General features: G+C 63.6%; 19 protein-coding genes. 14 read left to right on the top strand and 5 right to left on the bottom strand.

Annotated elements, in window-relative coordinates; all coding sequences use genetic code 11:
- The first annotated feature begins 136 nt into the window (after positions 1-136).
- Entirely contained in the window at positions 137-1,072 is a 936-nt protein-coding gene (locus tag G8760_RS22975) for a DUF222 domain-containing protein (protein WP_166355175.1), read from the top strand.
- 1 nt (position 1,073) lies between these two features.
- Positions 1,074-1,472, top strand: a complete 399-nt coding sequence (locus G8760_RS22970; RefSeq protein ID WP_166355174.1) for a hypothetical protein — start codon at positions 1,074-1,076, stop codon at positions 1,470-1,472.
- A 6-nt stretch (positions 1,473-1,478) separates the two neighbouring features.
- Here the strand turns inward: G8760_RS22970 and glgX are convergent, their stop codons facing one another.
- Complete coding sequence (glgX, locus tag G8760_RS22965) at positions 1,479-3,626, bottom strand: glycogen debranching protein GlgX (RefSeq protein WP_246222660.1); 2,148 nt, start codon at positions 3,624-3,626, stop codon at positions 1,479-1,481.
- Between the two features lie 141 nt (positions 3,627-3,767).
- Between glgX and G8760_RS22960 the strand changes: the two genes are divergently transcribed.
- The 5 genes from G8760_RS22960 (at position 3,768) to G8760_RS22940 (ending at position 11,467) form a co-directional block, all read left to right on the top strand.
- Positions 3,768-4,709: a class I SAM-dependent methyltransferase gene (locus G8760_RS22960; protein ID WP_166355173.1), complete on the top strand. Its 942-nt coding sequence runs from the start codon at positions 3,768-3,770 to the stop codon at positions 4,707-4,709.
- Positions 4,710-4,845: 136 nt separating this feature from the next.
- Positions 4,846-6,672, top strand: coding sequence for a choice-of-anchor G family protein (locus G8760_RS22955; protein ID WP_166355172.1), 1,827 nt, complete (start codon positions 4,846-4,848; stop codon positions 6,670-6,672).
- 266 nt (positions 6,673-6,938) lie between these two features.
- A complete protein-coding gene (locus tag G8760_RS30970) occupies positions 6,939-7,427 on the top strand; it encodes an acyltransferase (protein WP_425502375.1) in 489 nt (162 codons plus the stop codon).
- A gap of 444 nt (positions 7,428-7,871) precedes the next feature.
- Positions 7,872-9,854 carry a choice-of-anchor G family protein gene (locus G8760_RS22945; RefSeq protein WP_166355170.1) on the top strand — a complete coding sequence of 661 codons (1,983 nt, stop codon included), beginning with the start codon at positions 7,872-7,874 and terminating at the stop codon, positions 9,852-9,854.
- A gap of 197 nt (positions 9,855-10,051) precedes the next feature.
- The gene (locus G8760_RS22940; protein ID WP_343074451.1) at positions 10,052-11,467 is read left to right on the top strand and encodes a copper amine oxidase; all 1,416 of its coding nucleotides are present in this window, start codon (positions 10,052-10,054) and stop codon (positions 11,465-11,467) included.
- 16 nt (positions 11,468-11,483) lie between these two features.
- Here G8760_RS22940 and G8760_RS22935 read toward each other — a convergent pair whose 3' ends face one another.
- Both G8760_RS22935 and G8760_RS22930 read right to left on the bottom strand, forming a co-directional pair.
- Entirely contained in the window at positions 11,484-14,063 is a 2,580-nt protein-coding gene (locus G8760_RS22935) for a LuxR family transcriptional regulator (RefSeq protein WP_166355169.1), read from the bottom strand.
- A 229-nt stretch (positions 14,064-14,292) separates the two neighbouring features.
- On the bottom strand, positions 14,293-14,496 hold the full coding sequence (locus tag G8760_RS22930; RefSeq protein ID WP_166355152.1) for a hypothetical protein: 204 nt from the start codon (positions 14,494-14,496) through the stop codon (positions 14,293-14,295).
- Positions 14,497-14,595: 99 nt separating this feature from the next.
- On the opposite strand from G8760_RS22930, the gene G8760_RS22925 reads away from it, so the two are divergent.
- From G8760_RS22925 to G8760_RS22910, 5 genes are all read left to right on the top strand, one after another.
- A complete protein-coding gene (locus G8760_RS22925; protein ID WP_166355168.1) occupies positions 14,596-16,194 on the top strand; it encodes an Ig-like domain-containing protein in 1,599 nt (532 codons plus the stop codon).
- Positions 16,195-16,743: 549 nt separating this feature from the next.
- Positions 16,744-17,508 carry a hypothetical protein gene (locus G8760_RS31280; RefSeq protein WP_484549617.1) on the top strand — a complete coding sequence of 255 codons (765 nt, stop codon included), beginning with the start codon at positions 16,744-16,746 and terminating at the stop codon, positions 17,506-17,508.
- Positions 17,418-17,951: a M23 family metallopeptidase gene (locus tag G8760_RS22920; protein ID WP_166355167.1), complete on the top strand. Its 534-nt coding sequence runs from the start codon at positions 17,418-17,420 to the stop codon at positions 17,949-17,951. Before G8760_RS31280 ends, G8760_RS22920 begins: the two co-directional genes overlap by 91 nt.
- A gap of 278 nt (positions 17,952-18,229) precedes the next feature.
- Positions 18,230-20,125, top strand: a complete 1,896-nt coding sequence (locus tag G8760_RS22915; RefSeq protein ID WP_166355166.1) for an ATP-dependent nuclease — start codon at positions 18,230-18,232, stop codon at positions 20,123-20,125.
- Positions 20,118-22,013 carry a UvrD-helicase domain-containing protein gene (locus tag G8760_RS22910; RefSeq protein WP_166355165.1) on the top strand — a complete coding sequence of 632 codons (1,896 nt, stop codon included), beginning with the start codon at positions 20,118-20,120 and terminating at the stop codon, positions 22,011-22,013. Before G8760_RS22915 ends, G8760_RS22910 begins: the two co-directional genes overlap by 8 nt.
- Before the next feature lie 1,455 nt (positions 22,014-23,468).
- Here G8760_RS22910 and G8760_RS22905 read toward each other — a convergent pair.
- Both G8760_RS22905 and G8760_RS22900 read right to left on the bottom strand, forming a co-directional pair.
- The gene (locus G8760_RS22905) at positions 23,469-24,083 is read right to left on the bottom strand and encodes an RraA family protein (protein WP_281355176.1); all 615 of its coding nucleotides are present in this window, start codon (positions 24,081-24,083) and stop codon (positions 23,469-23,471) included.
- An 82-nt stretch (positions 24,084-24,165) separates the two neighbouring features.
- Positions 24,166-24,858, bottom strand: a complete 693-nt coding sequence (locus G8760_RS22900; protein ID WP_166355163.1) for a FadR/GntR family transcriptional regulator — start codon at positions 24,856-24,858, stop codon at positions 24,166-24,168.
- Positions 24,859-25,109: 251 nt separating this feature from the next.
- On the opposite strand from G8760_RS22900, the gene G8760_RS22895 reads away from it, so the two are divergent.
- Both G8760_RS22895 and G8760_RS29985 read left to right on the top strand, forming a co-directional pair.
- Positions 25,110-26,495: an endo-1,4-beta-xylanase gene (locus G8760_RS22895; RefSeq protein ID WP_166355162.1), complete on the top strand. Its 1,386-nt coding sequence runs from the start codon at positions 25,110-25,112 to the stop codon at positions 26,493-26,495.
- Entirely contained in the window at positions 26,492-26,917 is a 426-nt protein-coding gene (locus tag G8760_RS29985) for an enolase-like domain-containing protein (protein WP_207782633.1), read from the top strand. The genes G8760_RS22895 and G8760_RS29985 overlap by 4 nt, the downstream gene beginning before the upstream one ends.
- Positions 26,918-26,980: the final 63 nt, after the last annotated feature.

Genomic DNA, 26,980 nt, shown 5'->3' with positions numbered 1-26,980 from the left:
GTCACTCCCCCTGGCCAACAGCTACCAGTGGCCCTTGGCGGCGAGGCCACGGGCGTCGATCACGAACGTGACGAAGTGAGGCCTACCTTGCGTGACCGATTGTGTTTCCAGCTGTCGTGGCGGTAAAATCGAACACATGAACGAGCAGGCGATGGGTGGTCCCACGGCAGTGGAAGACCGGGACACGGTGGCTGGTGAGGTCGCGGTGATGGTGTCCCGGCTGGCCGAACTGTCCACCATCGTTGAAGACGACGCCGCCCGTATCGATGTGTTGGCTGGGTTGGAGCGGTTGAAAGCCGCCGCCGCGGCAGCGCAGTACGAGGTGATGGTCCAGTTCGCCGAGTCTCAGCGGGCGGCCCGGCGTGGGATGGGATTCGCTGAACGGCACGCCACCCGTGGGGTGCCGGAACAGATCGGCCTGGCCACGAAGACCTCACCCTCGGCCGCCGCGCGTCAGCTGGGCCGGGCCCGGGCGTTGGCCTGTCACCTCCCGGGCACCTTCGCCCTGCTACGCACCGGTGAGATCTCTGAGTTCGCTGCGACGTTCGTGGTGAATGAGACCTCCCATCTCGACCCGGAGCAGCGGCGTCAGGTTGATGCCCGCCTGGCTGGTGAGATCACCGGGATCGGGCCGCAGCGGGTTCAACGGTTGGCCCGGCGCTACGCCATCGAAGCCGACCCGGCCGCCGCGGTGGCCCGGGCGTCTCGGGCGCGGAAAGATCGGCGGGTTAGTGTGCGCCCGGCGCCGGACACCATGACCGTGTTCTCCGCACTGCTGCCCTGCGAACAAGGGGTCGCGGCGTATGCGGCGTTGCGCCGCCACGCTGACGGGGTGATCGCCGCCGGTGGTGATTCCCGCACGCGGGCTCAGATCATGGCCGACACCCTCGTCGAACGCCTCACCGGACAAGCCACCGCCGACACGGTATCCGCCGAGATCGGGCTGGTCATGACCGACACCTCACTGCTCGGCGGTGATGGTGCGGCGGCCGATCTGCTCGGGTACGGACCCATCCCCGCCGACACCGCCCGAGACATCACCCGCCGCGCCGGGGAACCGCCACAGCGATGACGTGGGGCGGGCCCGGGTCTTCCTACGACGGTTGTTCACCGACCCGGCCACCGGGATCATCGCCGACTGCGACCCCAAACGGCGCCGGTTCGACGGCACCCTAGCCCGGCTGCTCACCTACCGCGACGGCGGCACCTGCCGCGACCCCTACTGCGACGCACCCATCCGGCACTTCGACCACATCCATCCCTACACCCATGATGGGGTGACCAGGCCGGGTAATGGGCGTGGGACCTGCGCCCGTGGTAATTACGTCAAACAACAGCCGGGATGGACTATCCGGCTCGTCGACCCGTTCCGGCACATCGTGGAAACCACCACCCCCACCGGACACCGCTACCAATCACGCCCCCCGCCTGCTCCAGGACGCCGGGTCGGCGCCCAACCCCGCGCCGCCTAGGACAGGCTAGCTCGCGTCATCGGAGGCCCGGAGCAGAAGACAGCTGCGCCCACGTAACACCACGGTCGCGCCGGCCGGATGCTGAGCCGCGGCCGCTGGTTCAGCGGTGTCGATCGTCACGTCGTAGCGTCGTGCCCAGGGCCGCCCAGGCAAGGTGACCTGGATGTCGTCGGCACCGGCGTGTAACCACAGCAGGAACGAGTCGTCGACGATCCGTTCGCCGTGGTGGCCACGGGAGCGGATGCCGTCGCCGCTGAGGAACATGCCAATCGTGCGACGGTGGGTGTCGTGCCAGTCGGCTTCGCCCATCTCGTGCCCCGACGGTGAGAACCACGCCACGTCTTTGCGCCCACCCGACACGATCGGACGCCCCTCGAAGAATCGCCGCTGCCGGAACACCGGATGCTTCGCCCGCAGGGCAAGAAGCTGGCGGACCAGGTCGGATAGTTCCGTGAACTCTTCGCGTAGCGACCAGTCGACCCAGGTGGTCTCGTTGTCGAGGCAATAGGCGTTGTTGTTGCCGTGCTGGGTGCGGCCCATCTCGTCGCCGGCGGTGATCATCGGTACACCGGTGGACAACAAGAGGGTGGTCATGAGATTACGTAACTGGCGGTGGCGCAGTCGGGCGATGTCTGGATCGGCGTCGGCTTCGATGCCCTCGGCGCCGTGGTTCCACGACCGGTTGTCGTCGGTGCCGTCGCGGTTCTCCTCGCCGTTGGCGTCGTTGTGTTTGTTGTTGTACGACACCAGGTCGCGCAGCGTGAAGCCGTCGTGTGCGGTGACGAAGTTGATGGACGCATACGGGCGCCGGCCGTCGTCGGCGTAGAGATCGGAGGAGCCCGACAGCCGGAACGCGAGATCGTGAACCCCGCCGGCCATACCCCTCCAGTGGTCGCGCACCGTGTTGCGGAACCGGTCGTTCCACTCCGTCCACAAGTGTGGGAACTCACCCACCTGGTAGCCGCCTGGGCCGACATCCCATGGCTCGGCGATCAGTTTGACCTCCCGCAGGACGGGATCCTGCTCGATGACGGTCATGAATGAGCTCAACATGTCGACGTCGTGCATGGAACGGGCCAGGGCCGAGGCGAGATCGAACCGGAAGCCGTCGACGTGCATCTCGGTGACCCAATACCGCAGCGAGTCCATGACCAGCCGCAACGAGTGTGGGTGGCTGACGTTGAAGGTGTTGCCCGTACCGGTGTAGTCGCTGTAGCGCCCTGGGTCGTCCGGATCGAGCCGGTAGTAGGCGCGGTTGTCGATGCCGCGGAAACAGAGTGTCGGGCCACCGGCGCCCTGCTCGGCGGTGTGGTTGTACACGACGTCGAGAATCACCTCGAGGCCCGCGGCGTGCAGCGCTTTGACCATCGTCTTGAACTCGGTGACCTGCTCACCACTGGTACCCGTCGAGCTGTAGCCGGCATGCGGCGCGAAGAAGCCCAACGTGTTGTATCCCCAGTAGTTGGCGCTGCCCTGCCGCAACAGGTGAGGTTCACTGACGAAATGGTGGACAGGCAGCAACTCGACCGAGGTGATGCCCAGCCCTGTCAGGTGGTCGAGCACGGCCGGGTGAGCTAGGCCCGCGTAGGTGCCGCGGAGGTCTTCCGGGACGTCGGGGTGACGCATGGTGTAGCCGCGAACGTGCAGCTCGTAGATGACGGTGTTCTCCCACGGAACCTGTGGTGGGTGGTCGTCGCCCCAGTCGAAGCCGACGTCGTCGACCACCACCGACCGCGGCACGTACGGCGCGGAGTCGTGGTCGTCGCGGTGCGCCGGGTCTGCGTTGTTGCCGCCTTCGGCGAACTCCCCGTCGATCGCGCGGGCGTACGGGTCGACCAGCAGTTTGGCTGGGTTGAAGCGCAAACCCTGTGCGGGATCCCACGGACCATGGACGCGATACCCGTAGCGCTGCCCAGGATGCACACCGGGAAAACGGCCGTGCCAGACGTCGAAGGTGCGGTTCAGCAGGGGGACTCTGGTCTCGGTGTCGGCATCGTCGAAGAAGCAGATCTCGACCTGCTCGGCGTCCGGCGCCCACAGGGCGACATTGGTGGCGCCGTCGGAGTAGGTGGCCCCGAGTGGTGACCAGTGCCCCGGCCAGGGCACGGTCTGTTGGGGGCGGGGCGTCTCTGCCGGCCTGCTCGCATCTGCCACCGGTGCATTGTGCCAGCTCCGGCTGACAGCATCCCACGTCGGTGACACCCCGGCCCGCCGCCCGGATTCGTCAGGTGGCCGTCACCTTTACACTTCCACGGACGACACTGATGTGTATTGCTGGTGGTGACGGAGGCGGACATGGCGGCGAGCGAGGCTTCGGCCGATGAGGTCGAGCGTGCGTGGCACGACACCAAACTCGCTCAGGTTCTGTACCACGACTGGGAGTCCGGCACCTATGACCACAAGTGGTCCATCTCCTTCGACGAGCGATGCATCACCTACGCACGAGACCGGTTCATCGCCGTCGCCGGCCGTGCGGGCTGGCCGTATGCCCGCGCGCTGGAGATTGGTGCCGGGACGGGCTTCTTCTCCCTGAACCTGCGCCAGGCCGGGGTGCTCCAAGAGATACACCTCACCGATATCTCGTCCGGCATGGTGGCCGAGGCCGGCCGCAACGCGGCGCGGCTTGGCTTCGACGTCGCGGGTGTTGTAGCCGACGCGGAGGGGCTGCCGTACGACGACGCTACCTTCGACCTCGTGGTGGGGCACGCGGTCATCCATCATCTGCCCGACGTCGAGCAGGCGTTCCGAGAGATGGTCCGTGTCTTACGCCCGGGCGGGAGGTTGGTGATCTGCGGCGAGCCGACCACGTACGGCGACCGGATCGCACGGACGCTCTCCCGGGCCACTTGGTGGGTGGCCACCCGGGCGACCCGTGCGCCCGGGCTGGCTAGTCGGTGGGCGCGGTCTCCGGCCGAGCTTGACGAATCGTCGCGAGCCGCCGCCCTGGAGTCCGTCGTCGACCTACACACCTTCCAACCCAATGAGCTGGCCTCAACCGTCCGGCGAGCCGGTGCGGCCGAGGTCCATACCGTGACGGAGGAGCTGACGGCGGCGTGGTTCGGCTGGCCGGTCCGCACCTTCGAACACGCCGTCAACCCGGATCGGCTGGGGTGGCGTTGGGCCATGTTCGCCTACCGGGGCTGGCAGCAACTCTCCGCCGTGGACCGGCTCCTAGCGCGGGTGGTTCCGTCTGGTCTGTTCTACAACGTCTCGGTCACCGGCATTCGGCCCCGTTGATGCTGGACTGGCGTGAATTGGGGGGTTCTCGTTGCCCGACTCATGACTGATAGATAAATTCATAGTCAATCAGTCAGTCATGGTGCATTTGGCTTGTCATTTTCGCCGGATGTGCAAATGTCGAGGAGAGGACGTCATGGCAGAAACGAAATCTCTGAGAACCCGGACTGTTCGTGGAGCGGTCGCCGCGGTGATGGGGCCGGTGGTCGCGGTCGGAGTCGCCCTGGCGCCGGCTGCGGCCACCGAGGACGCGGAATCCAGGGCGGCGGCGGTATTCCTTTCCGGTGAGATTCTGGATCTCGACCTGGACGCCGTCGACGAGCTTTCTGGTGTTGTGGTGGAGAACCTCGGTCAGGCAGAGCCGCTCACCGATGCCAGCCCGCTCGACCTATCCATCCTGGCTGACCTCCTGGTGGATGTCGGTGGCGTCGAACTGCCGCTGTCAGACGTCGCTGAACTCGGTGCGGTCAACCAGTGGGCCACGGCGGACACCGCGGGAACCTCGCGCGCCGGAGCCGGAGCCGTCGCCGACGGCGAAGGTGTTGGGTCCGGAGTAGACGCCGGTTACCCCGGCGACCTTCGAGTCGATCTCGGCGCCGTCGTGGCCGAGGTGCTTCCCGACGTGATCGCCGATATCGAACTCGAACTCGGCGCCATCTCCTCCGAGGCACACCTTGTCAGCCTCTCCGACGGGTCCGGCGCGGCCGAGTTCAACGGAGACTACGAGATCGCCGGTGGCCAGCTGAGTGTCGAGGTGCCCGCCATCACAGATCTCGCTGCGCAGATCGACGAGGTCATTGGCACCGTCGGCGACGTCCTCGACGACTTGGAAGCCCAGATCGCTGGGCTCCTCGATAATCTTGACGCGCTCGACACACTCATCGATGCGCTCGAAGCGGTGCCCGGTGTGCGGGTTTCCGGGCCCGACATCGCCGTCATTCTCGACGTCGATCTTGAGGCGCTCACTGACGAGATTCTGGGTACACCCCTCGGCATCGGTACTGGGGTCGAGCTGCATCTCGCCGATGGGGTGCTCGTCGTCGATCTCGACGTCCTGCTCGAAGGAGGGCTCAGCGGTCAGGCGCCCAACACCGAGTTGCTCGGGGCGGAGGGTATCGAGCAACTAACCAACAGCGTGACCGATCTCCTGGACAGCGTCGTCGACGAGGTGACCGAAGCTATTGCGGCCGGCGTCGGTACAGCCGAACTGGAAATCACCATCTTCGCCGAGGTCAGTGCCCTGCTTGTCACCGACGTCTTGGATCTGAGCCTCGCGGCTACGCTCGACGCGATCATCAGCGGAGATGCCGAGTTCGCTGACGAGAGCACCGGCCTGGTTGTGGGTATCGTCGGGCCTCTCCTGGCGGAGCTGGCGAACGCCGTGGTCGACGCCGTCGGCGGTGTTCTCGACGAATTGGTCTTTGGTGATGAGGGTGTGCTCGCCACCATTGGTGAGGTTCTTGGCACAGCCGTCGAGATATTGGCCGACGTCCTGGTCGAGGTCAGTGTCGCCATCGGTGATCTCGTCGCGATCACCCTGAACGTCCAGGCCGGCGTACCTGAGGTCGCGCCGGTGATCCACTTGATTCGGTCGGTTCCGCTGCTGGGCCTTCAGAACACTGCCGAGGACGGGGCGTACAGTGTTGCGGCGCTGGAGATCGGACTACCTGCGATCGATGAGGGTACGGTGACGCTCGCCCGCTCGGAGGTCGGCCCCAACATCGCCGGTGAGGACGTCGATGCGGATGTTGATGCTGACGTGGACGCGGACGTTGATGCTGACGTGGACGCGGACGTGGACGCTGATGTTGATGCTGACGTGGACGCGGACGCGGACGCGGACGCTGACGTGGACGTGGACGCTGATGTTGATGCTGACGTGGACGCGGACGTGGACGCTGATGTTGATGCTGACGTCGATGCGGAAGGTGACATCGTTGGGATGGACCATGTCGTAATCTGAGGCCAACCGGCCGCGGCGATGCCCGCGGCGTACGTCAGCGGGTCCATGCCGGACGTCCGGCATGGACCCGCTACGCTGCCCGGGCTGCATCGGCTACGGTCGTGGGTGTGTTCCGCAGCAAGCGTGATCCGCGTCAGATCCGGTACCTGACATGGTCGAATCTTCGCTGGGTGATACGTCGTCGGGCGTGGACACCGAGCTATCTCGTTCGGTATCTGCGGCTCTTGCGTTTGCGACTGTTCCACCCTGAGGTGATCACCGAAGGCATGGTCTTCCTCGGCCGACGAGTCAAGATCTACGGCCGGCCAGGATATGGCCGAGTTGTACTGGGCCGTTGGGTACACATTGGCGACGAGACACAGGTGCGCGCCCACGAGGGCACTGTGCGGATCGGCGACAAGACGGTGATTGGCCGTCAGTCGACAGTGAACTGCTACCTAGACGTGGAGATCGGCGCGCGCACATTGATCGCCGACTGGGTCTACGTGACGGACTTCGACCACCGAACCGACGATCTGGGCACTCCCATCAAGGATCAAGGAATCGTCAAGACACCGGTGCGGATCGGGCCGGACTGCTGGCTCGGGGTCAAGACAACTGTGCTCCGAGGGTCGGTTGTGGGCGAGGGGACCGTAATTGCCGCGCATGCTGTAGTGCGTGGAGCTATCCCTCGGCGCGTGGTGGCGGGGGGCGTCCCCGCACGCGTCTTGAGACCGCGGTCTGCGAGACGAGTCAGCGAGTGTCGGAGGGTGTGACGAGAAAGATCATGACAAGCTCAAGCATGATCAAGTATCGAAGAAGTAATGATCATCTTTTTTGGATCTTATCCCGAGAATTCGGACATTTGATTCTGGATCTCGGTCGACATGGGTGCGGCACGCAAAAGTAGCCGATAAAGAATCGGTAACGGTTGCTGGGCGGCGTCATAGTTGGCCAGGCGGCACGCCGGGGTAATTTATCCGTCTATGCCCTACTTTAGTGCCCATTTCAATGCCGGATTTGGTTACTTAATGGCCTGTCTGGCCTTAATAGTCGAATAGTCGCGAAGCCGTGTTATCTGCGTACATGCCCCTGCGTCAAATCCTCTGTTTGCAGCCCGTGGGGGTGTCGAAAGCCGGTACTGTCGGGCCTCGGATTTCGTCAATAAACTCTCCGCCCGTCACACGGCGGAGAGATGTGCAGACCCTAGGGGAGAACACATGGCAGTAGTAAAGGCGCGGCGAAGGCAGCGGCTGACCAGGACACTGGTCGCCGGCGCCATCGCCCCCGTTTTTGCCGTTGGCACCACACTGGCGCCAGCGGTCGCCCAAGAAGGGGATTTCTCGCGCGGTGCCGCGCGGTTCCTTTCGGGTGAGATCCTCGACGTCGACCTCGACACCTTTGTTGAGCTGGCCGGCGTCGAAGCGATCAATGACGGTCTCGACGAGACGGTCTTCGACGCGAACCCCGTCGACGTGACGATCCTCGAATCCATCAACGTCACTCTTCCGAACGGCCTCCAGCTTCCGCTGAGCGAGGTCATCGAGCTCGGCGCGGTCAACCAATGGGCCGCGGCCGAGCCAAAGGCGACCTCTCACGCCGCCACCGGTGCGGTAGCCGACAACGGCGGCGTCGGTACCGGCGTCGACGCCGGTTTCCCGGGGCACGCCAACTTCGACCTGACCGACCTGCTCGGTGAGGCGCTGACCGACCTCATCGCGGACATCGAACTTGAACTCGGTGCCATCTCGTCCGAGGCGCACCTTGTCGCCCCCGAGACCACCGAGGGTGAGTTCGAGCTCAGCCGCGACTACGAGATCGCCGGCGGAAAGCTGATCCTGACCATCCCAGCAGTTGGTGAGCTTGCGGACGCGATCCGTGATCTGGCTGGCCCGCTGGACGAGGCCATCAACGGGCTCGCGGGCTCCGACGGTGCCATCTCCGGCCTTCTCGGCGACGTACTGGGCCTGCTCAACGCCGTGCCGGGCGTGACCGTCGACGTGAGTGTGTCGGTCGAGACCGCGTTCCAAGAGGCCATCGATAATTTCCTGAGTACTCCTCTGGGTGAAGGGACCGGCGTCGAACTCGACCTGCTCGCCGGCACTTTGACCATCGACCTGAACGAGCTGCTCGAGGGTGGCTTGAACGGGCAGCCGCCGAACACGCCGCTGCTGAGCAACGCGGTGATCGACGGCCTGGCCGACAACCTTGGCAACCTCTTCGACGGCTGGGTGTCCGACCTCGCCGACGTGCTCATGGAGGCGCTCGAAGCGGTCCAGATCGACATCTCGCTCAACGCAAGCATCCTGGGCAACGTCATCGACATCGTCACGAGTGGCACCGTCGCTGAGTACGTCTTGGGTGACGCGGTCATCGAGGAGAACTGCAGTGGCCTACTCGCCGAACCGGCGTGTGGTCTGGCGGTCACCGCCCTTGAGGAGTTGTTGCCGGCAATCGGCAATCTGGTCCTCGACACCGGTAGCGGCCTCATCACCACTCTTGGCGAGACCGCGGCCGACCTGGTCGATGACCTCACCGACCTGCTCACGCCGATCGGTGAACTGCTCGCGGAACTGCTTCTGATCACGCTGAACTACCAGCCCGACCAGCCGATGAACAGCGTGTCGGCCGACTTGCTGCGTAGTGTCCCGGCGGTCGACTTCCAGCCCATGAGCCTCATCTCGGACGGGCCCTTCGGGGTTGCCGCCTTCAAGGTGGAGCTGCTGCCGGCAGCCGACAGCATCGCCGAGCTCACGGTCGCGTGGTCCGAGGTTGGCGTCAACATCCTGCAGGACGAGGACGTAGACGTTGATGCTGACGTGGATGCGGATGTTGATGCTGACGTGGATGCGGATGTTGATGCTGACGTGGATGCGGATGTTGATGCTGACGTGGATGCGGATGTTGATGCTGACGTGGATGCGGATGTTGATGCTGACGTGGATGCGGATGTTGATGCTGACGTGGATGCGGATGTTGATGCTGACGTGGACGCGGATGCCGACGCCGACGCTGACGCTGACGCGGATGCCGACGCCGATGCGGATGCCGACGCGGATGCCGACGGCAAGAAGCCGGGTCCGGATGAGCCGAAGTTGCCGGACACAGGTGGTGACGTGGCAGCGCTCTCCCTGGTTGCCATGCTCCTGCTCGCCGGTGGCGCTCTTCTGACACGGAACCGCCGTAGAGAAGAAGTCAGCTGACGCTGTCCCTCAATCCCTACCCTAGGGAAAACCATGAGGCAGTCCCCGCTTCGGCGGGGGCTGCCTCAGACCTTGCTCCTGCTCCTCACTGCGTTCTCCGCAGCCGCGCATTTGATCGAACGGCCTACGTTCCGGTCATTGTCTAGCTCGAGCTAGACCGTCACCGTCCAGGGCTTCAGCCACATGGGAGGTCTCACGTGCTCAACTGTGGCCGCCGGTACCCGCCGGTCAACCGTCCGCGGGTCGGGCTGCTGATCGCCTCAGCCGTCGTGCTCGGAATCACTGCATGCACCGAGCCCGGCCCATCGCATGAGGCTAGCACTCACCCGACTGCTGGGGGAGATGTCGTGCCCGGCCCCGGCGCTCCCGTAGATCCGTCGGCGATGGCGCATTTGGACTGCGTCGATGGTGAACCAATCGCGCAGACATTGTCGAGCGGCGCAACGTGGTCGATGTGCTGGCAGGTGGACCCGAAACGCGGCTTGATCTTCACCGACGTGCACTTCGCGCCAGTGGAACATGAGCCGATCAGCATCATGGCATCGCTGTCGCTTGCCCAGCTGGAGGTCCCTTATGACTCTGGTGACCGGCTGACATCCGACATCACGAGCGCTGGGTTCGGTGGGCGCCGGATGCACACGTTAACCGAGACCGAATGTCTGGGGGAGCGGATCGCCTACCCCGTACCCGACATCGGGGACGGGTCCTTCGGTGAGACGCCCATGCGGGAGGTGCTCTGCTCCGAGGTGAAGGACTCGGGCCTTGCCTATCGGTCGCGCGACGGTGGCCGGCTGACCGTGGCTCGGCAGACCAGCTGGCAGTTGTCGGCCATCTCCAAGGTTGGCTGGTACGAATATGTCAACGAGTACACGTTCGGAGCGGATGGATCGATCCGTCCATCGCTTGGAGCCACTGGTGACGTATCACCGGTCGACTACACGGATGAGGAGCACGGCTGGGCTATCGGCCACGGTGATTCCCACCACGCGGCCAGTCATTCACACAACGCGGTGTGGCGAGTGCACTGGGCACTAGGGGGGCGTGGCGGGCAAGCCGTCGAACAGTTTGATGCCGAACCCACGGGTGAGATGGGACCGGAGTCGCCAATTGTGCGCGGCGAACTGACGGCGTTGGAGCGTCCGACAACGGCCCGCTGGGTTGATCGTCGATGGTGGCGGGTGCTGGCCCCACGGGTGCTCAACGACGACGAACATCCCATCTCCTATCAGATCAACGTCGAGGCGACGGACTCGTTTACGTTCGTGCACGACGAGCACCGGCATGGCGAAGATGGTGGGTACGACGTGGCATTTACCAACCACGACGAGTGTGAAGTCTTTGCCACCGCCAACCGAGGAGCATGTGGAGCCGGCGTCCTCGACTACGTCGCCGACAGTGCTGACGAAAGGTTGGACGACGTCGTGTCCTGGGTAGCGGTTGGGTTTCACCACGTCGTTCGCGATGAGGATCAATCACCCATGGGGATGCATTGGCAGGGTTTTTCGCTCACGCCACGTGACCTCACCGCGCAACGACCAGACATTCCCGAGTGGCGTCGTGATGTTAATGGCCAGCCTGATGAGTGGGATGAATGGGATGAGCTGGAGGACTAGCGTGTCGCGCCGCCTCTCACGGGTTCTTGTCCGATGTCAGCCAGGGCGGCCGGAACTTGGCGACGAGTTCGATCAGTTCGCGGCGGCCATCGACCCCTAATTCGGCGTAGATGTGCCGCAACCGGTTGACCACTGTTCGTTCCGACACGAACACGGCCTTGGCTATCTCCGCGTTCGTCGAGCCGTGAATGGCCATCTGGACGAGTGTCCGTGCGGTGTGGTCGAGTCGGTCCCAAGCGGGTTCTCGCACGGTGCCTTGCTGATCGCTTCGACACGAGGTGATACCGAGCGCCCAACCTTCCATGCTCGCGAATCGAGCCATAGTGGCAGCCTCGTCCAACAGAGAATCGGCACTCGCCTGTTCCCCGCGTCGCTTCAGAAAACGTCCGTAAGACATCCCTGCCATGATTCGATGTTTGATCGATCCATGTGTCACCGCGGAGAGCAACGCGGCCTCGTATTCGGCCACTGGGTCGGCGTCGTGGAGACTGTCCTCAACGGGCGCTACGGCTAGCAGTGCCTTGGCGAGCGCTTCCGGCGCGAAGTGGCTGTCTGCCGTGCGGACGTCGTCGGTAGCCGTGGTCAGCATTGCGCGCACTCGGTGATAAACGCGATCGTCGCGGGCGCCGAGAGATGTGGCGGAGAGAAGCGACTCGAATGCGGCCGTGCACATTTCCAGGCGGCCTTGATAGGGCCAGGGGCAGTGCTCAAGCCCGATTGAGAACAGTGACGCCGCAGTCTCGAGGTACCCCAGCAGGAAATGCCCAATGGCTAGGTCGAGAGCGTGTTCGCCGAGCGCGCGGGGTGAACCACCGAATGTCTCGTCGGGCAAGCTGACTGGTGGAGTTGCGCCGTCCAAGGCTGCGTTGGACAGAACCCGCAGGCCACACACGGCGGGCCAGCGAGCGCACACCTGCCGGAGCCGTTCGATGCGGTCGATGTGATCGCGCACCCGCCGGTAGTAGCCCTCGACGGCAGCGACCATGGCGGAGGCGAGTTCCACGCTGATGCGGTCGGCAATGGTGGGTGGCCGACGGGCACCGGTACGCGCCTGATCACCGATCCAGCTGATCGCCATCCGGGTGTCGGTGCTGCGGGAGGTGGGGAATCTGGTGAGCACTGAGTGGGCGCCGGCCAGATCTTCAGCCACAAGAAAACCCCTCACCAGGAGGAAGGCGGCATGAGGCGCCGGAAAGGGAGCAGCCGATATGCTAGTGAGATCGGTCGCCAGAGTGACGCGGCATTCCATGGCGTGGCCCCGTTCCGCCCGCAGTATGGCTGCGGCGACCCGGCGCCCAGCGGCTCTGAGATGTGGATCGATCTGCTCGGGTTCGAGCCACCACACGTGGTCCCACCAGGACGGTGTTGATCCGTCACCGGGATCGGAGTTGTCGTCGAACCGCTCGGTGGCCGTGTGCGGTTGGATGCCGCTGAGGTCGAGGCCCGCAGTTTGGCCGGACATCAACGCCAGGGCGAACGTCGCTGCTCGAAGCTGAGGCGCGATACCAGGTGGAGGGGTGATGGGCTCGGCGAGATATGCGTTCAGATCCGTCAACACGGTCGGGAGGTCCGGACTGGGGGGCCCCGGCTGGGCGGTCGCCATCGTGTTGCCATTGCGCCGTAGCCGTTCTCCGGCGAGCACCGTCGTCATTGGGTGGGTGACGGTCCAGACAGTGTGGCTGCCGGCGACGAGTTCGGCGTCGACCAGGGCGCACAGGCCCGGTGCTTCGGCCGGCACCACCATGCCAGGGGATGCCGCCAAGAGCGGATTGGCCAGTGCGCCGGCGAGTGTTTCGCAGGTCGCCTCGTCAAGAGCTGCCACGACGTCGCCGTAGACGCGTTTGGCAGCCGCGCCTGCTTGGCCCGGGCCAACCCATGGGACGGCCCCCATCAGCTCGTCGCGGGTGAGGTTCTCGGCCAGTTCCAAGGCGATCTGGGGATTCCCTGCGCTCCACCAATGCAACCGTTCCATCACGTCACCGGCGATGGTGACTGGAAGCGCATCCTGGAGGACAACGTATAACTCGTCGACATCCAGCGGGTCCAGGTGTCGGACGAGAAGGCCGTCGGGCGCTTTGGCCGGCCCAACTCGTGCTCCGACGACAACTCTCCAGTTGCGCGGCCGGATGGTGTCTTCGAGTTCGTATAGGGCGGCAAAAGATTCGTCGTCGTCGAGACGTTTGACGTCGTCGATGAAGAGCACCCTGGCGACGTCGGGTGACCTGGTGTCGTGGACCCGTTCGGTGAGCTGCTGTAGCAGGGTGCTGATGTCGAGCCCGGGCAGCAGGGCGGACGGGCCGCCCTCGGACTGTTGCCCTGCAGCGCTGTGGCAGCTCAGATCGAGATTCTCGGCGCTACTTACCCCGTGTGCGTAGGGCCATCGGCTCTTGGTCCATCCAATGCGTATCGCGGCGACGTGTCGCTGTACGCTGCGCAGCGCCCGCACAATGGTCGTCGTCTTCCCCATGCCGCTCGGACCAGTGACGATGAGCGGATCTACATCAACCGATCTCGCCCATAGGGCAATGGAGCGCTCGTCACGTGCGCGGCCAAGCCACGGCGTATCGACGGCGTACTGCACCATGCGATCAACCATGCTGACTCCTTGTGATGCCATGCCGGCGTCTCGGAGCCCCCCGTGAGCATGACAGCGGAGTGTGCCGTTGCTCGCTCGTAGAGTACGCCACCTGGCTCATGCTGTCGCCCTATGACCAGCAAGGACGACCGTGCCGGGTGATTTGCACCGTTCACGTAAGTACGGAATTTGGGCGAAATCGGTACCGCGCGTTTGGGGCGATGTGGCCGACGCGACCTGGCTGTAGTAATCATGCGACGGGGATAGCTGCCCCGCAGTTCGTGCAGACCGTCGGCGGTTCACTGTCCGACAGGCGGCCGCACTCGTCGCAGACCCGCGGCAGCCAGCAGACCGTCTCTCCACCGAGGTCGCCGGGTGGGTCGTCGGCGTCGGCCGGATCGTCGCCGCTACCTGTCGTGGCAGTGACCAACGTCAGCTCCTTCTTCCGCATCATCAGGCGAAGCTCGGCGTGCTAGTTGCTGTGCTCTCGTTCTAGTGGACGGGTGAAGGCTGCGTCTAGGTGGCGCGGATCCTAACCACTAGAGGAGGGCACGTGCGAAGAATCATCCACACGGCCGGGGCGGTAGTGCTCACGGTTGCTGTTGCCGGGGCGGGGGCAACGTTGACCGCTTCGGCCGCTCCGAGTAGTGATCTGGTGTATTCGGTTGACGGTGGTGCGTCGTGGACGACGGATCCGGTGGTGGCCTCGGGTAGTGAGGTGCTGGCTCGGTTGTATTACGACAACGACACGTCGTCGAATATCGATGGTGCGTCGTTGACCAGTAGTGTGCCGGATGGGTTTGAGCTGGTGGCGGGGTCGACGCGGATCGGGTTGAACCCCGGTACGACGGACCCCACGAGCCCGTCGGGGGAGGTGAAGTATGCGCCGTCGGATGAGGGGGCGGTGTGGTCGGGTGATGATCTGACGATCGCACCGAACGCCGGGTTCTACGGGGTGCCGAACAGCGCAACCGAGGGGTTGATGTCGGTCGGCAAGGTCCGCTACCTCAACCTCCACCAATGTGCGTACACCAACGGAACCGGCGGCTGGTTCACCACTATCGCTAGCCGTGGTGACGCGTCGACCTACGGCTCTGGGACCAACGCTTCCAACACACCGGCGTCGGCATTGGACTGCAAGCCGGGAGCCGGTAGCTGGTCCGTCAGCAATGAGGCCATGTACGCCCCGATCGACATTTTGGGCAACCGCTACCTCAATCTCCACCAGTGTCAGTACGTGAACAGTGGTCGCTGGTATGCAACATTCGTGCCGTACTCGTGGGCGTATTCGTCGACCACGAACGCATCGAACACCGCCGAGAGCGTGGTCTCATGCGGTAGCGGCACCAACAGCTGGGTCTATTCACCGAACTGGAGCGGCGTGCTCGCGATGGACCTGCTGGATAACCGGTACACCAACTTCCACCAGTGTCAGTACGTCGCCGGGAACCAACGGTATTACTTGACGGTCCTCGACCTCGGTAATGGTGACCCGCATGCGGCGGCGACCAACGCGTCCAATACCCCCGACACTGACTGGGATTGCGCAGCAGGTACGTCTAACTGGCCGCCGTACGCTGTATACAACGCCGTCGAATCGTTGGACACGCATGACTACACGCGTGGTCAGGGTTTCGTGGAGTTTGCGTTGACGGCGCCGGTGCTTGAGTGTGAAGCGCCCGATGTGGTGGCTTCGCATGAGGGTGCGCTGACGTCGTCGGTGACGGGCACGTTGGCCACTAGCGGGCAGATCACGGTGACCGCGGCGGATTGTGCGGAGAACCTGCTGGTTGATGACGAGGCGGCGACTGAGATGGACACCCCGGTGACCATCGCGGTGCTGGACAACGATGATGCCAGTGTGGCCGATGAGATGCCGGAGATCTTCTCGGGTCCGTCAAACGGTTCGGTGGTCGTGAACCAGGACGGCACGATCACGTATACCCCGGATGCCGGGTTTACGGGTGAGGACACCTTCGAGTATTCGGTGAGCATCGATGGTGAGACGTACACGGCCGTGGTGACGGTGATCGTGGTTGATCCTGACGACATTCCGATCGTGGCGCCCGCGGTGGCCGCGTTGGCTGGTGTGGCCGCGCTGGGCCTGGCTGGCGGGACCATGGTGCGGCGTCGGCGCATCGTGACCACCTGACCGGGCGGCACTGCACGGCACGCGCGTCCTGGTCTGACGTTGCGAATAGCAGCTCTTCGGATTTCAGCGGGTGTGTGGGGTCGTTGGACGTTTGTCATGTTGGGAAGCGGCCGGCTTGGTGCGGTGAGTCCTCGCTCGATGGGCCCAGATGCGTGGTTCCGGCGAGCGTTCAGCGCACCAAGGAGATGCGACCTTGATCATGTGCAGGGAACTCCCCCTACCGGGGGTGCAACTCGCACATGATCAACAACGACCCCGCAGCCCACTGAGATCCGAAGAGCCACATATGACGAGAGCCCCCACTGGCGCATTTATCTGCGCAGGTGGGGGCTTCTTGCTCCCGCACCTGGACTCGAACCAGGTTCGTAGCATCTTTCTGGATAAGATGTTTACCTCGCCAATAGCATCTTGACCAGGTAATGTGGGCGAGTCTGGCGTGTGACTAGCGTTGACAGATGCTGCCTCCTATGTACTCTCTTAGTGGCACGACGGTGGCACGGATTGGGTTGTGCCACCGCTGCGGGGAGTTCGGGAAAGGGTGTGCGCCTCATGTCGGAACGGCGCAATGATTTCGGGAATGTCCGCAAACTCCCGTCGGGGCGGTATCAGGCTCGGTGGAAGCTCTCCGGGGCGTGGCATTCGGCTCGTATCACCTACGCCGAGGAGAACCACGGCATCGATCATGGGCCGTTGACGTTCTCTACCGCGAAGAAGGCAGGGGACCATCTGACGTGGGTGCGAAAAGAGATCGAAGCTGGACGGTGGAAGGCTCCGGTGAAGGCGCCCAAGGTCAGCAGCGGGACTACCTTCCGCCCGTACGCCGAGATGTGGCTGGCGAACAAGCGCACTCGACGCGGACTGCCCTTGAAGCCGCGAACACGTGAGCATTACCAGGATCTCCTGGACCGGCTCGTTAACCCAGTGCTCGGTGACCTGAGCCTGCCAGAAGTGGCTGACCATGACACGTTCGAGTCGTGGTACTACGGGCTGAACCCTGCTCACCGGGTGCAGAACGCGCACGCCTATGACCTTGTGACGGAGATCTTGCGGAGTGCGCACACGGCGCGGCCGGCACCGCTCATTCAGCCGGCTGGGGCACACCAACCCAGCTGCTCGATCCCCGATATACGGCGGCGGCATTCTTCGGCGGCTCAGCCGGGCCCAACTCACGGGGAGCGGCAAGCGAACCACCCGGACTGCTCGACATACCCGGCTGGGAACGCATGCCGATCGGCGACGCGGCGCAGGCCGTTCAACGCAGCGCCTTCCCACACCGCTACGCCGTATGGGAGGACCACGCACGCACATGGGTAGCCCAGCTCACCGGGGAGGACCCAGAATGCGAAGCGTCGTTGCCAATCGAGGACGGCGTCTACCGGATCACCGACCGCTACGGTTACCGGAAACACCCCATCACCGGCGAATGGAAGCTGCACGACGGCCTCGACTTCGCGGCACCGGCCGGGACACCAGTGATGGCGGTCGCAGCCGGCGAGGTAACGTTCGTCGGGTTCCAGCCATGGGCCGGGCCACACCTCGTAGAGCTTGACCACGGTAACGGGTTCTCCAGCGCCTATGGCCACATGGCCTCTGCCGCTGTCACAGCCGGTGACACCGTGACCGCCGGACAACAGATCGGCACCGTCGGCAACGAAGGGCTCTCCACCGGACCCCACCTGCACCTGACAATCCGAGACGCCCAAGGTGCCGCAATCGACCCAGAGAACTGGTTCGCCGACTATGGCATCACACCGTGACATGTTGGCAGCAGACGTTCTCGAGAGAATCAGAGAGCGTCCCGCCGGGCACCTGGACCGAGTCTGGCCAGACACCGGCCCCACCGGAAGTCTCTAGTAGCCCAGAATGACGCACCGCGATTCCGAGATCCCGGATAGCATTTCTTGTCCCGCACACGCTGCACCGCTCCAAGCACCCTGCGCTCAACTGCACCAACGGGCACACGCGCGACATGTCACGCTGAATAGTCCGCGCTCTGTGGTCCACTCGTAGTCCAACAACGACGAGCGAGGACGCGATGAGAATCCGCCGCATCGATATCGAGAACTTCCGAGGCATCAAGTCAGCCTCGTGGCGGCTTCCGGCTGACCGACGATTCTTTGTGCTCATCGGCCCCGGGGACTCCACGAAGACGACCGTGCTTTCCGCGATCGAGCGGGCGCTCCACGACCGTGCCGGTTTGAACGTGCTCGACACCGACTTCCACGGGGCCAGGGTCGACGAGCCGATCCGGATCCGGGTCGCGATTGACGACTTACCGGATGAGCTCATCGCGATGGACGCGTTCGGCGGATTCCTGGCCGGCATCGACGACAAAGGCGAGTTGTCGCACGACCCGACCGATGACTCCCAACGGTGTGTCGTCGTCGAGTTCCTAGTCGAGGGCGACCTGGAGCCGGTGTGGCAGTCGTACCGGCCACCTGTGAACGGGATGGGCGAGGAGGAGCCGCACCCGATCCGGGCGCGTCACCGCGCTCAGATGACGGCGTACCGCATCGACGACCGGGTTGATGCGCACCTGCGCTGGTCCCGGACGTCGTCGCTGGGCAAGCTGACCTCGAACCGCGAAGATACGCGAGCGACGCTCACCAAGGCCAGCCGGGCAGCGAGGGACGCGGCTGCGGAGGCAGTGACCGACGAGCTGAAGGCCCTCGCCAAGGACGTGCAGAAGCAGGTGCAGTCCATCGGGACAACCGATTTCTCCGACCTCAAGCCCGGACTCGACGTGTCCCTGACCAACACCCAGGGCAACCTTGCGCTCTTCGAGGGTGATGTTCCGCTGACCAACTTCGGCCTTGGCACCCGGCGCCTCACCGGGGCTGCGACCCAGCAGCTCGCGAACGAGGGCACCACCGCCCTGCTGGTCGACGAGGTCGAGTACGGGCTCGAGCCTCACCGTCTCGTTCACCTGCTCCGGCACCTCCGAAAGGAAGGCACCTTTTCACAGGTGTTCGTTACCACGCACTCGCCGACCGCACTCCTTCACCTCGAGCCGGACGAGCTCGTGATGGTCCGGTCGGCGGGTGGCGTAACCGAGCTCAAGCCGCTGGACCACCCGGCGAGTCTGCGACCGCTGCTGAAGTCGTGCCCGGAGGCGTTCCTGGCCAGGTGTGTCGTGATCAACGAGGGCAAGACCGAGTACGGCGTGGTCCTGGAGCACCTCGACGATTGGGACCACGGAACCAATCCACAGCTGGTGCCCAGTGCAGCTCTCGGCGTTGTGGCCATCGAAGGGAACGGAGGCACCGGGTCCGCTGGGCAGGCCAAGCAGTTCCGTGGCGTGGGTTACGACGTCGTCCTGTTCATCGACAGCGACGACCGGGCCGCAAACGACATGGTCCGAGAAGTCGAGGCGCTTGGCGGCACAGTCATCCAGTGGACCGGCGGCCATAGCATCGAGACCGCAGTCTGCGCTCAACTGGATGAGGCCGGCCTCAACGCCTTCATTCAGGCTGGCCTCGAGGTCGCAGACGACGAGGCTGCTGCAAAGCAATCCTTCGCCGACAACTTGGGGGCGAACGGTGCGCCGCACACCGCGAAGGGCGCCGACCCGCTCGATGTCGCCACCTGGGGCGCGGCCGGCGTCGACCTGGCCAAGGCCCGCACAGTGGTCGGCATGACCGCGAAGATGAAGGGCTGGTTCAAGAGGGTCGACAAAGGCCGTCGACTCGGCCGGTTCATCCTCGACACTGCCGCCCTCCAGACCGGAGACGTGAAGACCAAGATTGACGACCTCAAGGCCGCCATCTACGCCCGCCCCGAATCGCCGGCCGCGGAAGAGCCTGCGGACGACACCACGGACGCGTGCGACATTCAGGGATCTGCGCTCGACGGCGAGCCGGTCACTCCTCCGATTGCACCTTCGGCTGGAAGGCAGCCTGCCGACCCTCGGGAAGGTCCTGGGGATGCCTGAGCACCTGTCCGACGAGCTCAAGGCCGACGCCGCCGGGTTCGTATCCGCGCTCCCGGCATCAGTCGTCATGCCCGCAGGGGCAGGCAAGACCCACCTGCTCGCGGCCACCGCGAAGCACATCGTCACCGACGGCCGGACGGTCCTCGTTCTCACCCACACCAACGCCGGTGTCTACGCCATCAGCGCCCGCCTGAAGCGGTTCGGCGTCACCAAGGGCGTCCACGTCTCCACCATCACCAGTTTCGCGTTCCGCCTCGCCCGCGCCTACCCCGTCCTCGGCAACATGTTCGTCCCGAAGGTCATGGTCCCCGAGGACTCCCAAAAGTACATCCAGGCCGCCGCGAAGGTCACAGCCGCAGCGCACATCAAGGCCATCCTCGCCGCCTCCTACACCCACGTCCTCGTCGACGAGTATCAGGATTGCAACGAGTACCATCACTCCCTGGTCCTCAAGATCAAGGACGCCATCCCCAACATCGGCATCCTCGGCGACCCCCTCCAGGCCATCTTTGGGTTCACCGACCCACTCCCCGCCTGGGCCGACGTCCTCACCGACTTCCCCGAGCACGGCGCCATCGAAGTCAAGCCCCGCCGCTGGGTCGGGCACAACGAAGTCCTCGGCGAGTGGCTGCTCAAGGTCCGCGATGGCCTCGAGCCCGACCACGAGCTGCATCTCAACAGCCCCAACTACCCGACCGGCGTCACCTTCACCAACGTCTCCGGCGCTCCCAACGGCGTCACCACTGCGGCCCTCCGGGCTCTCTCGCTTCCCACCGCCGAGACTATCCTCATCATTGCCGCTCAGGCGCACATCGCCCGCGACATCGCCGGTGCCCTGAAAGGCAACTACACCGTCATGGAGGAGATCGCTGGCAAGTTCATGGCCGACTGGCTCGCAAAGCTCGTCACCGCCGACCTCGCACGCTACGCGTCCTGGCTGTTCAGCTTCACGAAGAAGTGCCACTGCGGGCACGGCATACTTGACCCCAGCCCACTCGGCAAGCGATACGCCGACGGTCGCATCGGATCCGACCTCCTCACGACCAGCAACAAGCGCGCAGGGGCCGAACCCGCCATCGAAGCGCTCGATCGCGTCGTCACGAACCCCACGCTGGCCGAACTCGCCAGCGCCGATAGCGGCACGTCGCAGTCGTTCGCCGTCGAGCCGTACCACGACTACCGGGTGACCTTCTGGGCGAAGTCGACCGAGAATCGCTCGCTCGTGCGCATCCTCGCCGATGGCGCGGTCGTCGGTGAGCGGACAATTCCGGCAAACAGCGAGTGGACCGAGTACACCGTTCGCCTCAATGCTGGAACCCGCACCGCGTTGACGCTCTACGTCGGCTTCAACGGCGAGGGAACGTACCTGTTCGACGACTTCAGCGTTCAGCGCATGACGGATGCCCCGTTGTACCCGAACTTGGTGAACAACGGCGAATTCGACGCAAAAGCCACGACGAATTGGGTCGTCGGGGAGGCTCTTGAGCTATCGAAGGACGACAAGTTCACCGGCTCTGCGTCAACAAAGGTCGATGGCTCCGATAGCGGCACGACGCTGGCGCAGACGGTAAGGGCGGCGTCCGATACCGCCTACACGATGAGTTTCTGGGTGAGATCTCCCGGCGGCACGATCAGCTACGTCGTGCGTGGTGCCAACGGAACCCCCCTGACCGGGCCGCACACCGTGGGCGCCGACGGCGGGTGGGTACTGATCACCGAGACATTCAGCAGCGGTGAGCACACGGAGCTCACTGTCGAGTTCGCTGATGTCGGTCAGGGGGTCAGTTACCTCGATTCCGTCGAGGTGAGACGCACGGTCGATGTGCCGTCAGAGCCGACGAACCCGGCGGACCCGACTGACTTGGTCGATCGTGGTGTTGCGCTTTGACGTAGCGGTGCCGTCCACAGCGGTGCGGCCTCATGCAGGGGTGGGTACGGCCTGATGTGACGGTTGATCGGCGAGTCCTATCGGTACTTCGCCTTGGGGGTGTTCACCTTTCGATGTCGGCTGCCAGGCAGACAAACCCGAAGGGTGAACACCCTTCATGATCCTGGAAGAGTATTCGTCGTTTCCGTGTCCGGCAAGCATTGGTACCGACGCTGACGCAAGCTCGTTGTGGTCGCCTGGCGCCTACGGAAGGTGATGGCCGAGCCTCCACTATGGAAGCCGCGAAGCCTCCGGGCGATTGGGCACGCGGTTACGCTTGCTGCTGCCGAGCATCCGCTCGTGCTAGGCGTTCATCTAACCGAGAAACCGTTTCGCCGCCCGTCAAGCCCAACCGGCCATCGAATCCGCCGCCACAGCCATCGCCGCACTTCGGACCGCGCTCACTAGACGTCAACCCACCGACGGTGACCAATTTGCGATGACCATCAAGGGACGCGCCTACACCACCCGCCCGGACGCCGGCCGCGCCTTGTTCCACGTCATCGCCCATATCCAACACGCACAACGGTCCGACGCGACCACCGACGACATCGGTGCACTGGGCGGATTCGACATCCGCATCGAAGCGAAAGGTCGCTCCGTGAAGGTGACCGTCAGCGTGGACGGCATCCCTGATGCGTCCACGTGCCGTCCGGGCCGACGAGATCGGCGGCGCGAACCCCGGCTACGGGTGCGCAGACGACTCGAAGGCTACCTCAACCGGATCGAGAACCGCCCTTTACGAGCGAACCAAAACCTGGCGGGAACAACGCGCCCACGCCGAGCAGATCGCCACACTTCTCGGAACACCTATTCGATCGTGCCGCAGAACTCAACGAGGCCAAAGAACGCCTCGCCGACGTCGAGAAAGAGCTCGCCGAACTTGACCGTCCAGCGACCCCGACGGCGATAAGGCACCGCCGGTCACGCGAGCCGAGGAAGACTTGCACCCGTTACGCAGTTCCAGTCCTCTCCACCCGATGCAGGGCGCCAACAGCACGCCCGCCAGGCGCTCGCCGCCAACAGCACGAATAGCCGAAATGTAAGCCATCAGGTGGGTCGACGGTGATCGATATTGATACGGTTATGCGAGCAATTGTTCGATGTCGACCTGTCCTACCTTCATGTCGCCGACCGGCGCTGAGCCCATCTGACAGCCTGCCCGCCGGAGACGCCTTCCGGATCCCTGGCTGGTCTCGGTCCCGCACCGCCCCACCCGCACGGATCGACCCAGCGAGGCCGGCCACCGTGGCTGGTCGGGGCTCCGGCTTCTGCCGAATTGGGCTGTGAATCCACGATGTCCGTGACGCCACGGTCACCGCCGGAAATGTCGACACGGTACGCATGAGGAGCGTTGTTTCACGCGTGGGTTTGACCTGGGGTTCTACATGAGTCGGATTCCTGTGATCTGCCCCGCTACAGTCGGCCGCGGCGGCGGTACACCTCCGTGGGGTCGATGCCGCTTTCGTAGTCGCTGCGATCGGTGTTCTCGTCGTTGACGAGTGTCTCCGTGCGTTGCAGAACGTCGACGACGATCTCTCGGGGGATGATGACGACGCCATCGAGATCACCGAAAACGAAGTCGCCGGGGCGTACCATGACGACCTTTGTCAGTGCGCCGCGTAGCGCGACTGGGATTTGCCATTGGTAGTAGCTCCAGCGGCCGAATGCTTCGACAGGCGATCGGTATTCGCTGAAGACTGGGAAGTCTTGCTTGAGGAGGAACCCGGTGTCGCGGGTCCCGCCGTCTATAAGGGCACCCACCACGCCGCAAGCGCGGCCAAGCGCAGCGGTCATTTCACCGTAGTGGGCGACGATCTTGTCACCGCCGCTCTCACGGACGTAAATGAGGGGAACCCCGAATTGCTTCATATTGCTAAAAAGGTTGATGCGATTGGCCCGCATGTCAGTGTCGTCGTTGTAGTCACCTATTCCCTTTATGGTAAATGCGGGTCCTGCGAGGATCATATCGTCGCGTATCGGCTTGATGTCGTTCGCGAGGGCCTGGTTCGGGTAGCCCATCTCTTCCATTATGTCGTACGCGGCGCCTGTGTAGAGGCTCCGTTAGCGCTCGACTAGTTTCTCGACCTTCATGTCGCCGTACCGGTAGGCCTCAGCGTCGATTTTTCTTGGGTTCCATTCGGAGTTTTTTCGGAACATTCTTGGTCCGGCCAATTGCACTCGTGAAGTGTCTTGCCATTGCAATATATGCGGCTTCGGAGTCCCGAGCTTCTAGAGCAGCCGCGATGTCTGCATGGACCTGGTAAATCCGTTGGTGGTCATGCGGCCATTTACGTATTAGACCCCGTCGAATTATCTCCTGTATCGGTTCTTGTATCGCTGTAAGGAGATGGCTCAGTAGGGTGTTGTGTGAGGCATGTGCGATCGCGAGGTGGAAATCTGTGTCGATCTTAATGAACGTGTCGGGATCGTTGGAGCACTCACTCATTCGGTGAATGATCTGGCTGAGTTGGGTGAGCTCGTCGTCGGTAGCCCGATCGGCAGCGAGTATTGCGCACTGCGTCTCCAGAGCTTGGCGAACTTCGAGCAATTCGATCTCCGCGCTGTCCTGCGCGTAGGCGACCCATTGAAAGTAGTCGCGCAGTGGCTTGGAGGTGACCGAGCCGACGGTCGGTGGGCGGCCGTTGGAAGTCACGACCACGCCGACGGCTTCGAGCGACCGGACGGCCTCGCGCAATACCGGCTTGCTGACACCGAACTCGGTGGCGAGGCTGCCCTCTGAGGCGAGCTCGTCGCCCGGACGGAGGCCCTGATCGGTGATCGATGTCAGGAGCGCGCGACTCACTTGTTGGCCTAGTGTCTCTCGCCGTATCTCGTGTGAAGGCAACTCTGCTGCTTCTCCGATTCAGGCTGGGCGTGGGGCGCGAATCTTGCGCCATCCGATCGAGCTTTAAACCTACCATAAAGGTACTGAACATGTTTGAGCGATATGTCCATGTCTCTGCTTTCTGATCCATGGCCGTTGGTCGTTCCATGCGCGACGGTTCGAGAGCGGCGCGCGGGCACGCGTGCGCGGAGGATGAAGGAGGAGAATGAATGGCTGCTGCCGAAGCCACAGATGCGGTTAGTTTCTCAGATTTCGAGTCGATGGACGTGGGGATCCAAGCCAACCGGACTCGAGAGTGTGTCCTTCAGGTCGCTACTCCGGTGGGTGTATTAGATAATGGCCAAGTAAGGTTCGTGCAGACCGGGCACGCGTTTTCGTTCGGTGGTAACGCTTTTGGCCTGGGCAAGATGGCTCGCTTACGTCAGCCTGACGCTGTCGGCCGGTCCGATGTCGCGGCGACGGTGGGCGTGGGTGGCCAAGAGTCCGTCGATGCGCAACTTGATGAAGTAGAGCGATTGGTCGCGGATGCGGCGATCAATAGGCGAGTCCGGCTCCATGGGGCTGAGTATGACGGACTGCGTGACTCGGATGATTTGCGCTATGCGGAGTTGTTCGCACGGCCATTTAACCTTGCGGTTGTTCCGTTTTACGAGTCCGCTATCTCGCCGGACTTGAACGCGATGCGACTGCATCGTGTGTCATCCATGATCGGTTGGGCGCGCGCGCGTGGCCTGGCGGTCAAGGGCCATCCATTGGTCTTCCAGAACCGGAGGATGGTTCCCCGCGAGTTGTTAGAGATGGATCACGATTCCTACTGGCGGTGGTCGGAACGGCGGATTAGTACGCTCTTGAGGCGGTTCGGTGACGTCGTTGACCTATGGGACTGCATTAATGAGCCGCTGCGGTGCACGCCGCCTGGGACTCCGCTGGAAGCGGTGAGGCGGGCGTTCGCGTCCGCGCGTGCGGCAAACCCCCGAGGTCGGTTGACTCTGAATCTCTGCCCGAGGGAGGCGTTCAGTCCGGAGCACAGGCGCCACTCGATCGAATTGCTACAGCGAGCACTTGAGCTGGGGACAGAAATCGATGTGCTCGGTGTTCAGGGACATTTCGGCCGGCTGAATGCTGAGTTGGTGCACAACATTGCCGAGGGGCTGGATGCCCTCGGGGAGTTCGGCTTGCCCATCCACCTGACTGAGATCACTTTCAAGACCGACGGTCCCGATCAATCTGCTGCCGAGGAACGACAGGCATGCGATGTGGAGTCGCTTTATACGTATATGTTCTCTCGACCGGAGATGGACGCGATGATCTGGTGGGATCTTACTGATCGCCACAGTTTCTGCGATGTCGGCGGTCTGGTGCGTCGGGATCTTTCTCCAAAGCCAGCGTACGACGTGTTGACGGACCTGATTTTGCAGAGGTGGTCCACGGATGTCACGGCGGAGATTCGAGGCGGCCAGGCGCGGTTTCGTGGATTCTTCGGCACCTACGAGATTGAGGTTCGCCTGCCAGACGGTTCCACAGAGCACGGCTCGTTTACGTTACGACCTGGCGATGACGGGCCGCTTTTCGTAAAGGTGGGGGAAGCACTGTGAAGATCGTTGATCTTCGTGCGCGCACCGTGGCGATTCCCACAACCGCACAGCTACGGCACAACACGGGCGTGCATCCCGGCTACTTTGTGCGCACGATCGTTGAAGTCGTCACCGATGAGGGGATCACGGGTTTGGGGGAGGTTGGTGGTGGTGACCAGCGCGCGGCGTTGGCGAAGCTCAAGCCTCGGCTGATCGGTCTCGATCCCTTTCGTCTCGAGACGGTTAAGCTAAAGCTGTTGCGCAGTATTTACTATCTTTCCAATGCGCGTCTATACGCCGCAGTCGAGATGGCGTGTCTTGACATTCAAGGCAAGGTACTGGGACGCCCGATGAGTGACCTGCTGGGCGGCAGCGTGCGAACCAAGATTCCGATGATCGCCTATCTGTATCTGGCGATACGACCGTCCGTCGGGCGGGGATGATCGGTGTGCGGAGGACCTGGCTGAATGGTGTGAAGAACTGCATCAGACTCTCGGCGTGCGGGC

Origin of the sequence: Phytoactinopolyspora limicola, assembly GCF_011320225.1 — a bacterium.
GTDB lineage: Bacteria > Actinomycetota > Actinomycetes > Jiangellales > Jiangellaceae > Phytoactinopolyspora > Phytoactinopolyspora limicola.
Note: the sequence above shows the minus strand (reverse complement) of the source record. Positions and strands in the feature narration are given on the sequence as shown.

Bases quoted from the DNA above. Each gene is read 5' to 3' on its own strand.
- G8760_RS22930 (WP_166355152.1), bottom strand. From the start codon at position 14,496: ATGATGCGGAAGAAGGAGCTGACGTTGGTCACTGCCACGACAGGTAGC.
- G8760_RS22935 (WP_166355169.1), bottom strand. From the start codon at position 14,063: ATGGTTGATCGCATGGTGCAGTACGCCGTCGATACGCCGTGGCTTGGC.
- G8760_RS22960 (WP_166355173.1), top strand. From the start codon at position 3,768: ATGGCGGCGAGCGAGGCTTCGGCCGATGAGGTCGAGCGTGCGTGGCAC.
- G8760_RS31280 (WP_484549617.1), top strand. From the start codon at position 16,744: ATGTCGGAACGGCGCAATGATTTCGGGAATGTCCGCAAACTCCCGTCG.
- G8760_RS22955 (WP_166355172.1), top strand. From the start codon at position 4,846: ATGGCAGAAACGAAATCTCTGAGAACCCGGACTGTTCGTGGAGCGGTC.
- G8760_RS30970 (WP_425502375.1), top strand. From the start codon at position 6,939: ATGGTCTTCCTCGGCCGACGAGTCAAGATCTACGGCCGGCCAGGATAT.
- G8760_RS22945 (WP_166355170.1), top strand. From the start codon at position 7,872: ATGGCAGTAGTAAAGGCGCGGCGAAGGCAGCGGCTGACCAGGACACTG.
- G8760_RS22920 (WP_166355167.1), top strand. From the start codon at position 17,418: ATGCCGATCGGCGACGCGGCGCAGGCCGTTCAACGCAGCGCCTTCCCA.
- G8760_RS22910 (WP_166355165.1), top strand. From the start codon at position 20,118: ATGCCTGAGCACCTGTCCGACGAGCTCAAGGCCGACGCCGCCGGGTTC.
- G8760_RS22975 (WP_166355175.1), top strand. From the start codon at position 137: ATGAACGAGCAGGCGATGGGTGGTCCCACGGCAGTGGAAGACCGGGAC.
- G8760_RS22905 (WP_281355176.1), bottom strand. From the start codon at position 24,083: ATGGAAGAGATGGGCTACCCGAACCAGGCCCTCGCGAACGACATCAAG.
- G8760_RS22895 (WP_166355162.1), top strand. From the start codon at position 25,110: ATGGCTGCTGCCGAAGCCACAGATGCGGTTAGTTTCTCAGATTTCGAG.
- G8760_RS22915 (WP_166355166.1), top strand. From the start codon at position 18,230: ATGAGAATCCGCCGCATCGATATCGAGAACTTCCGAGGCATCAAGTCA.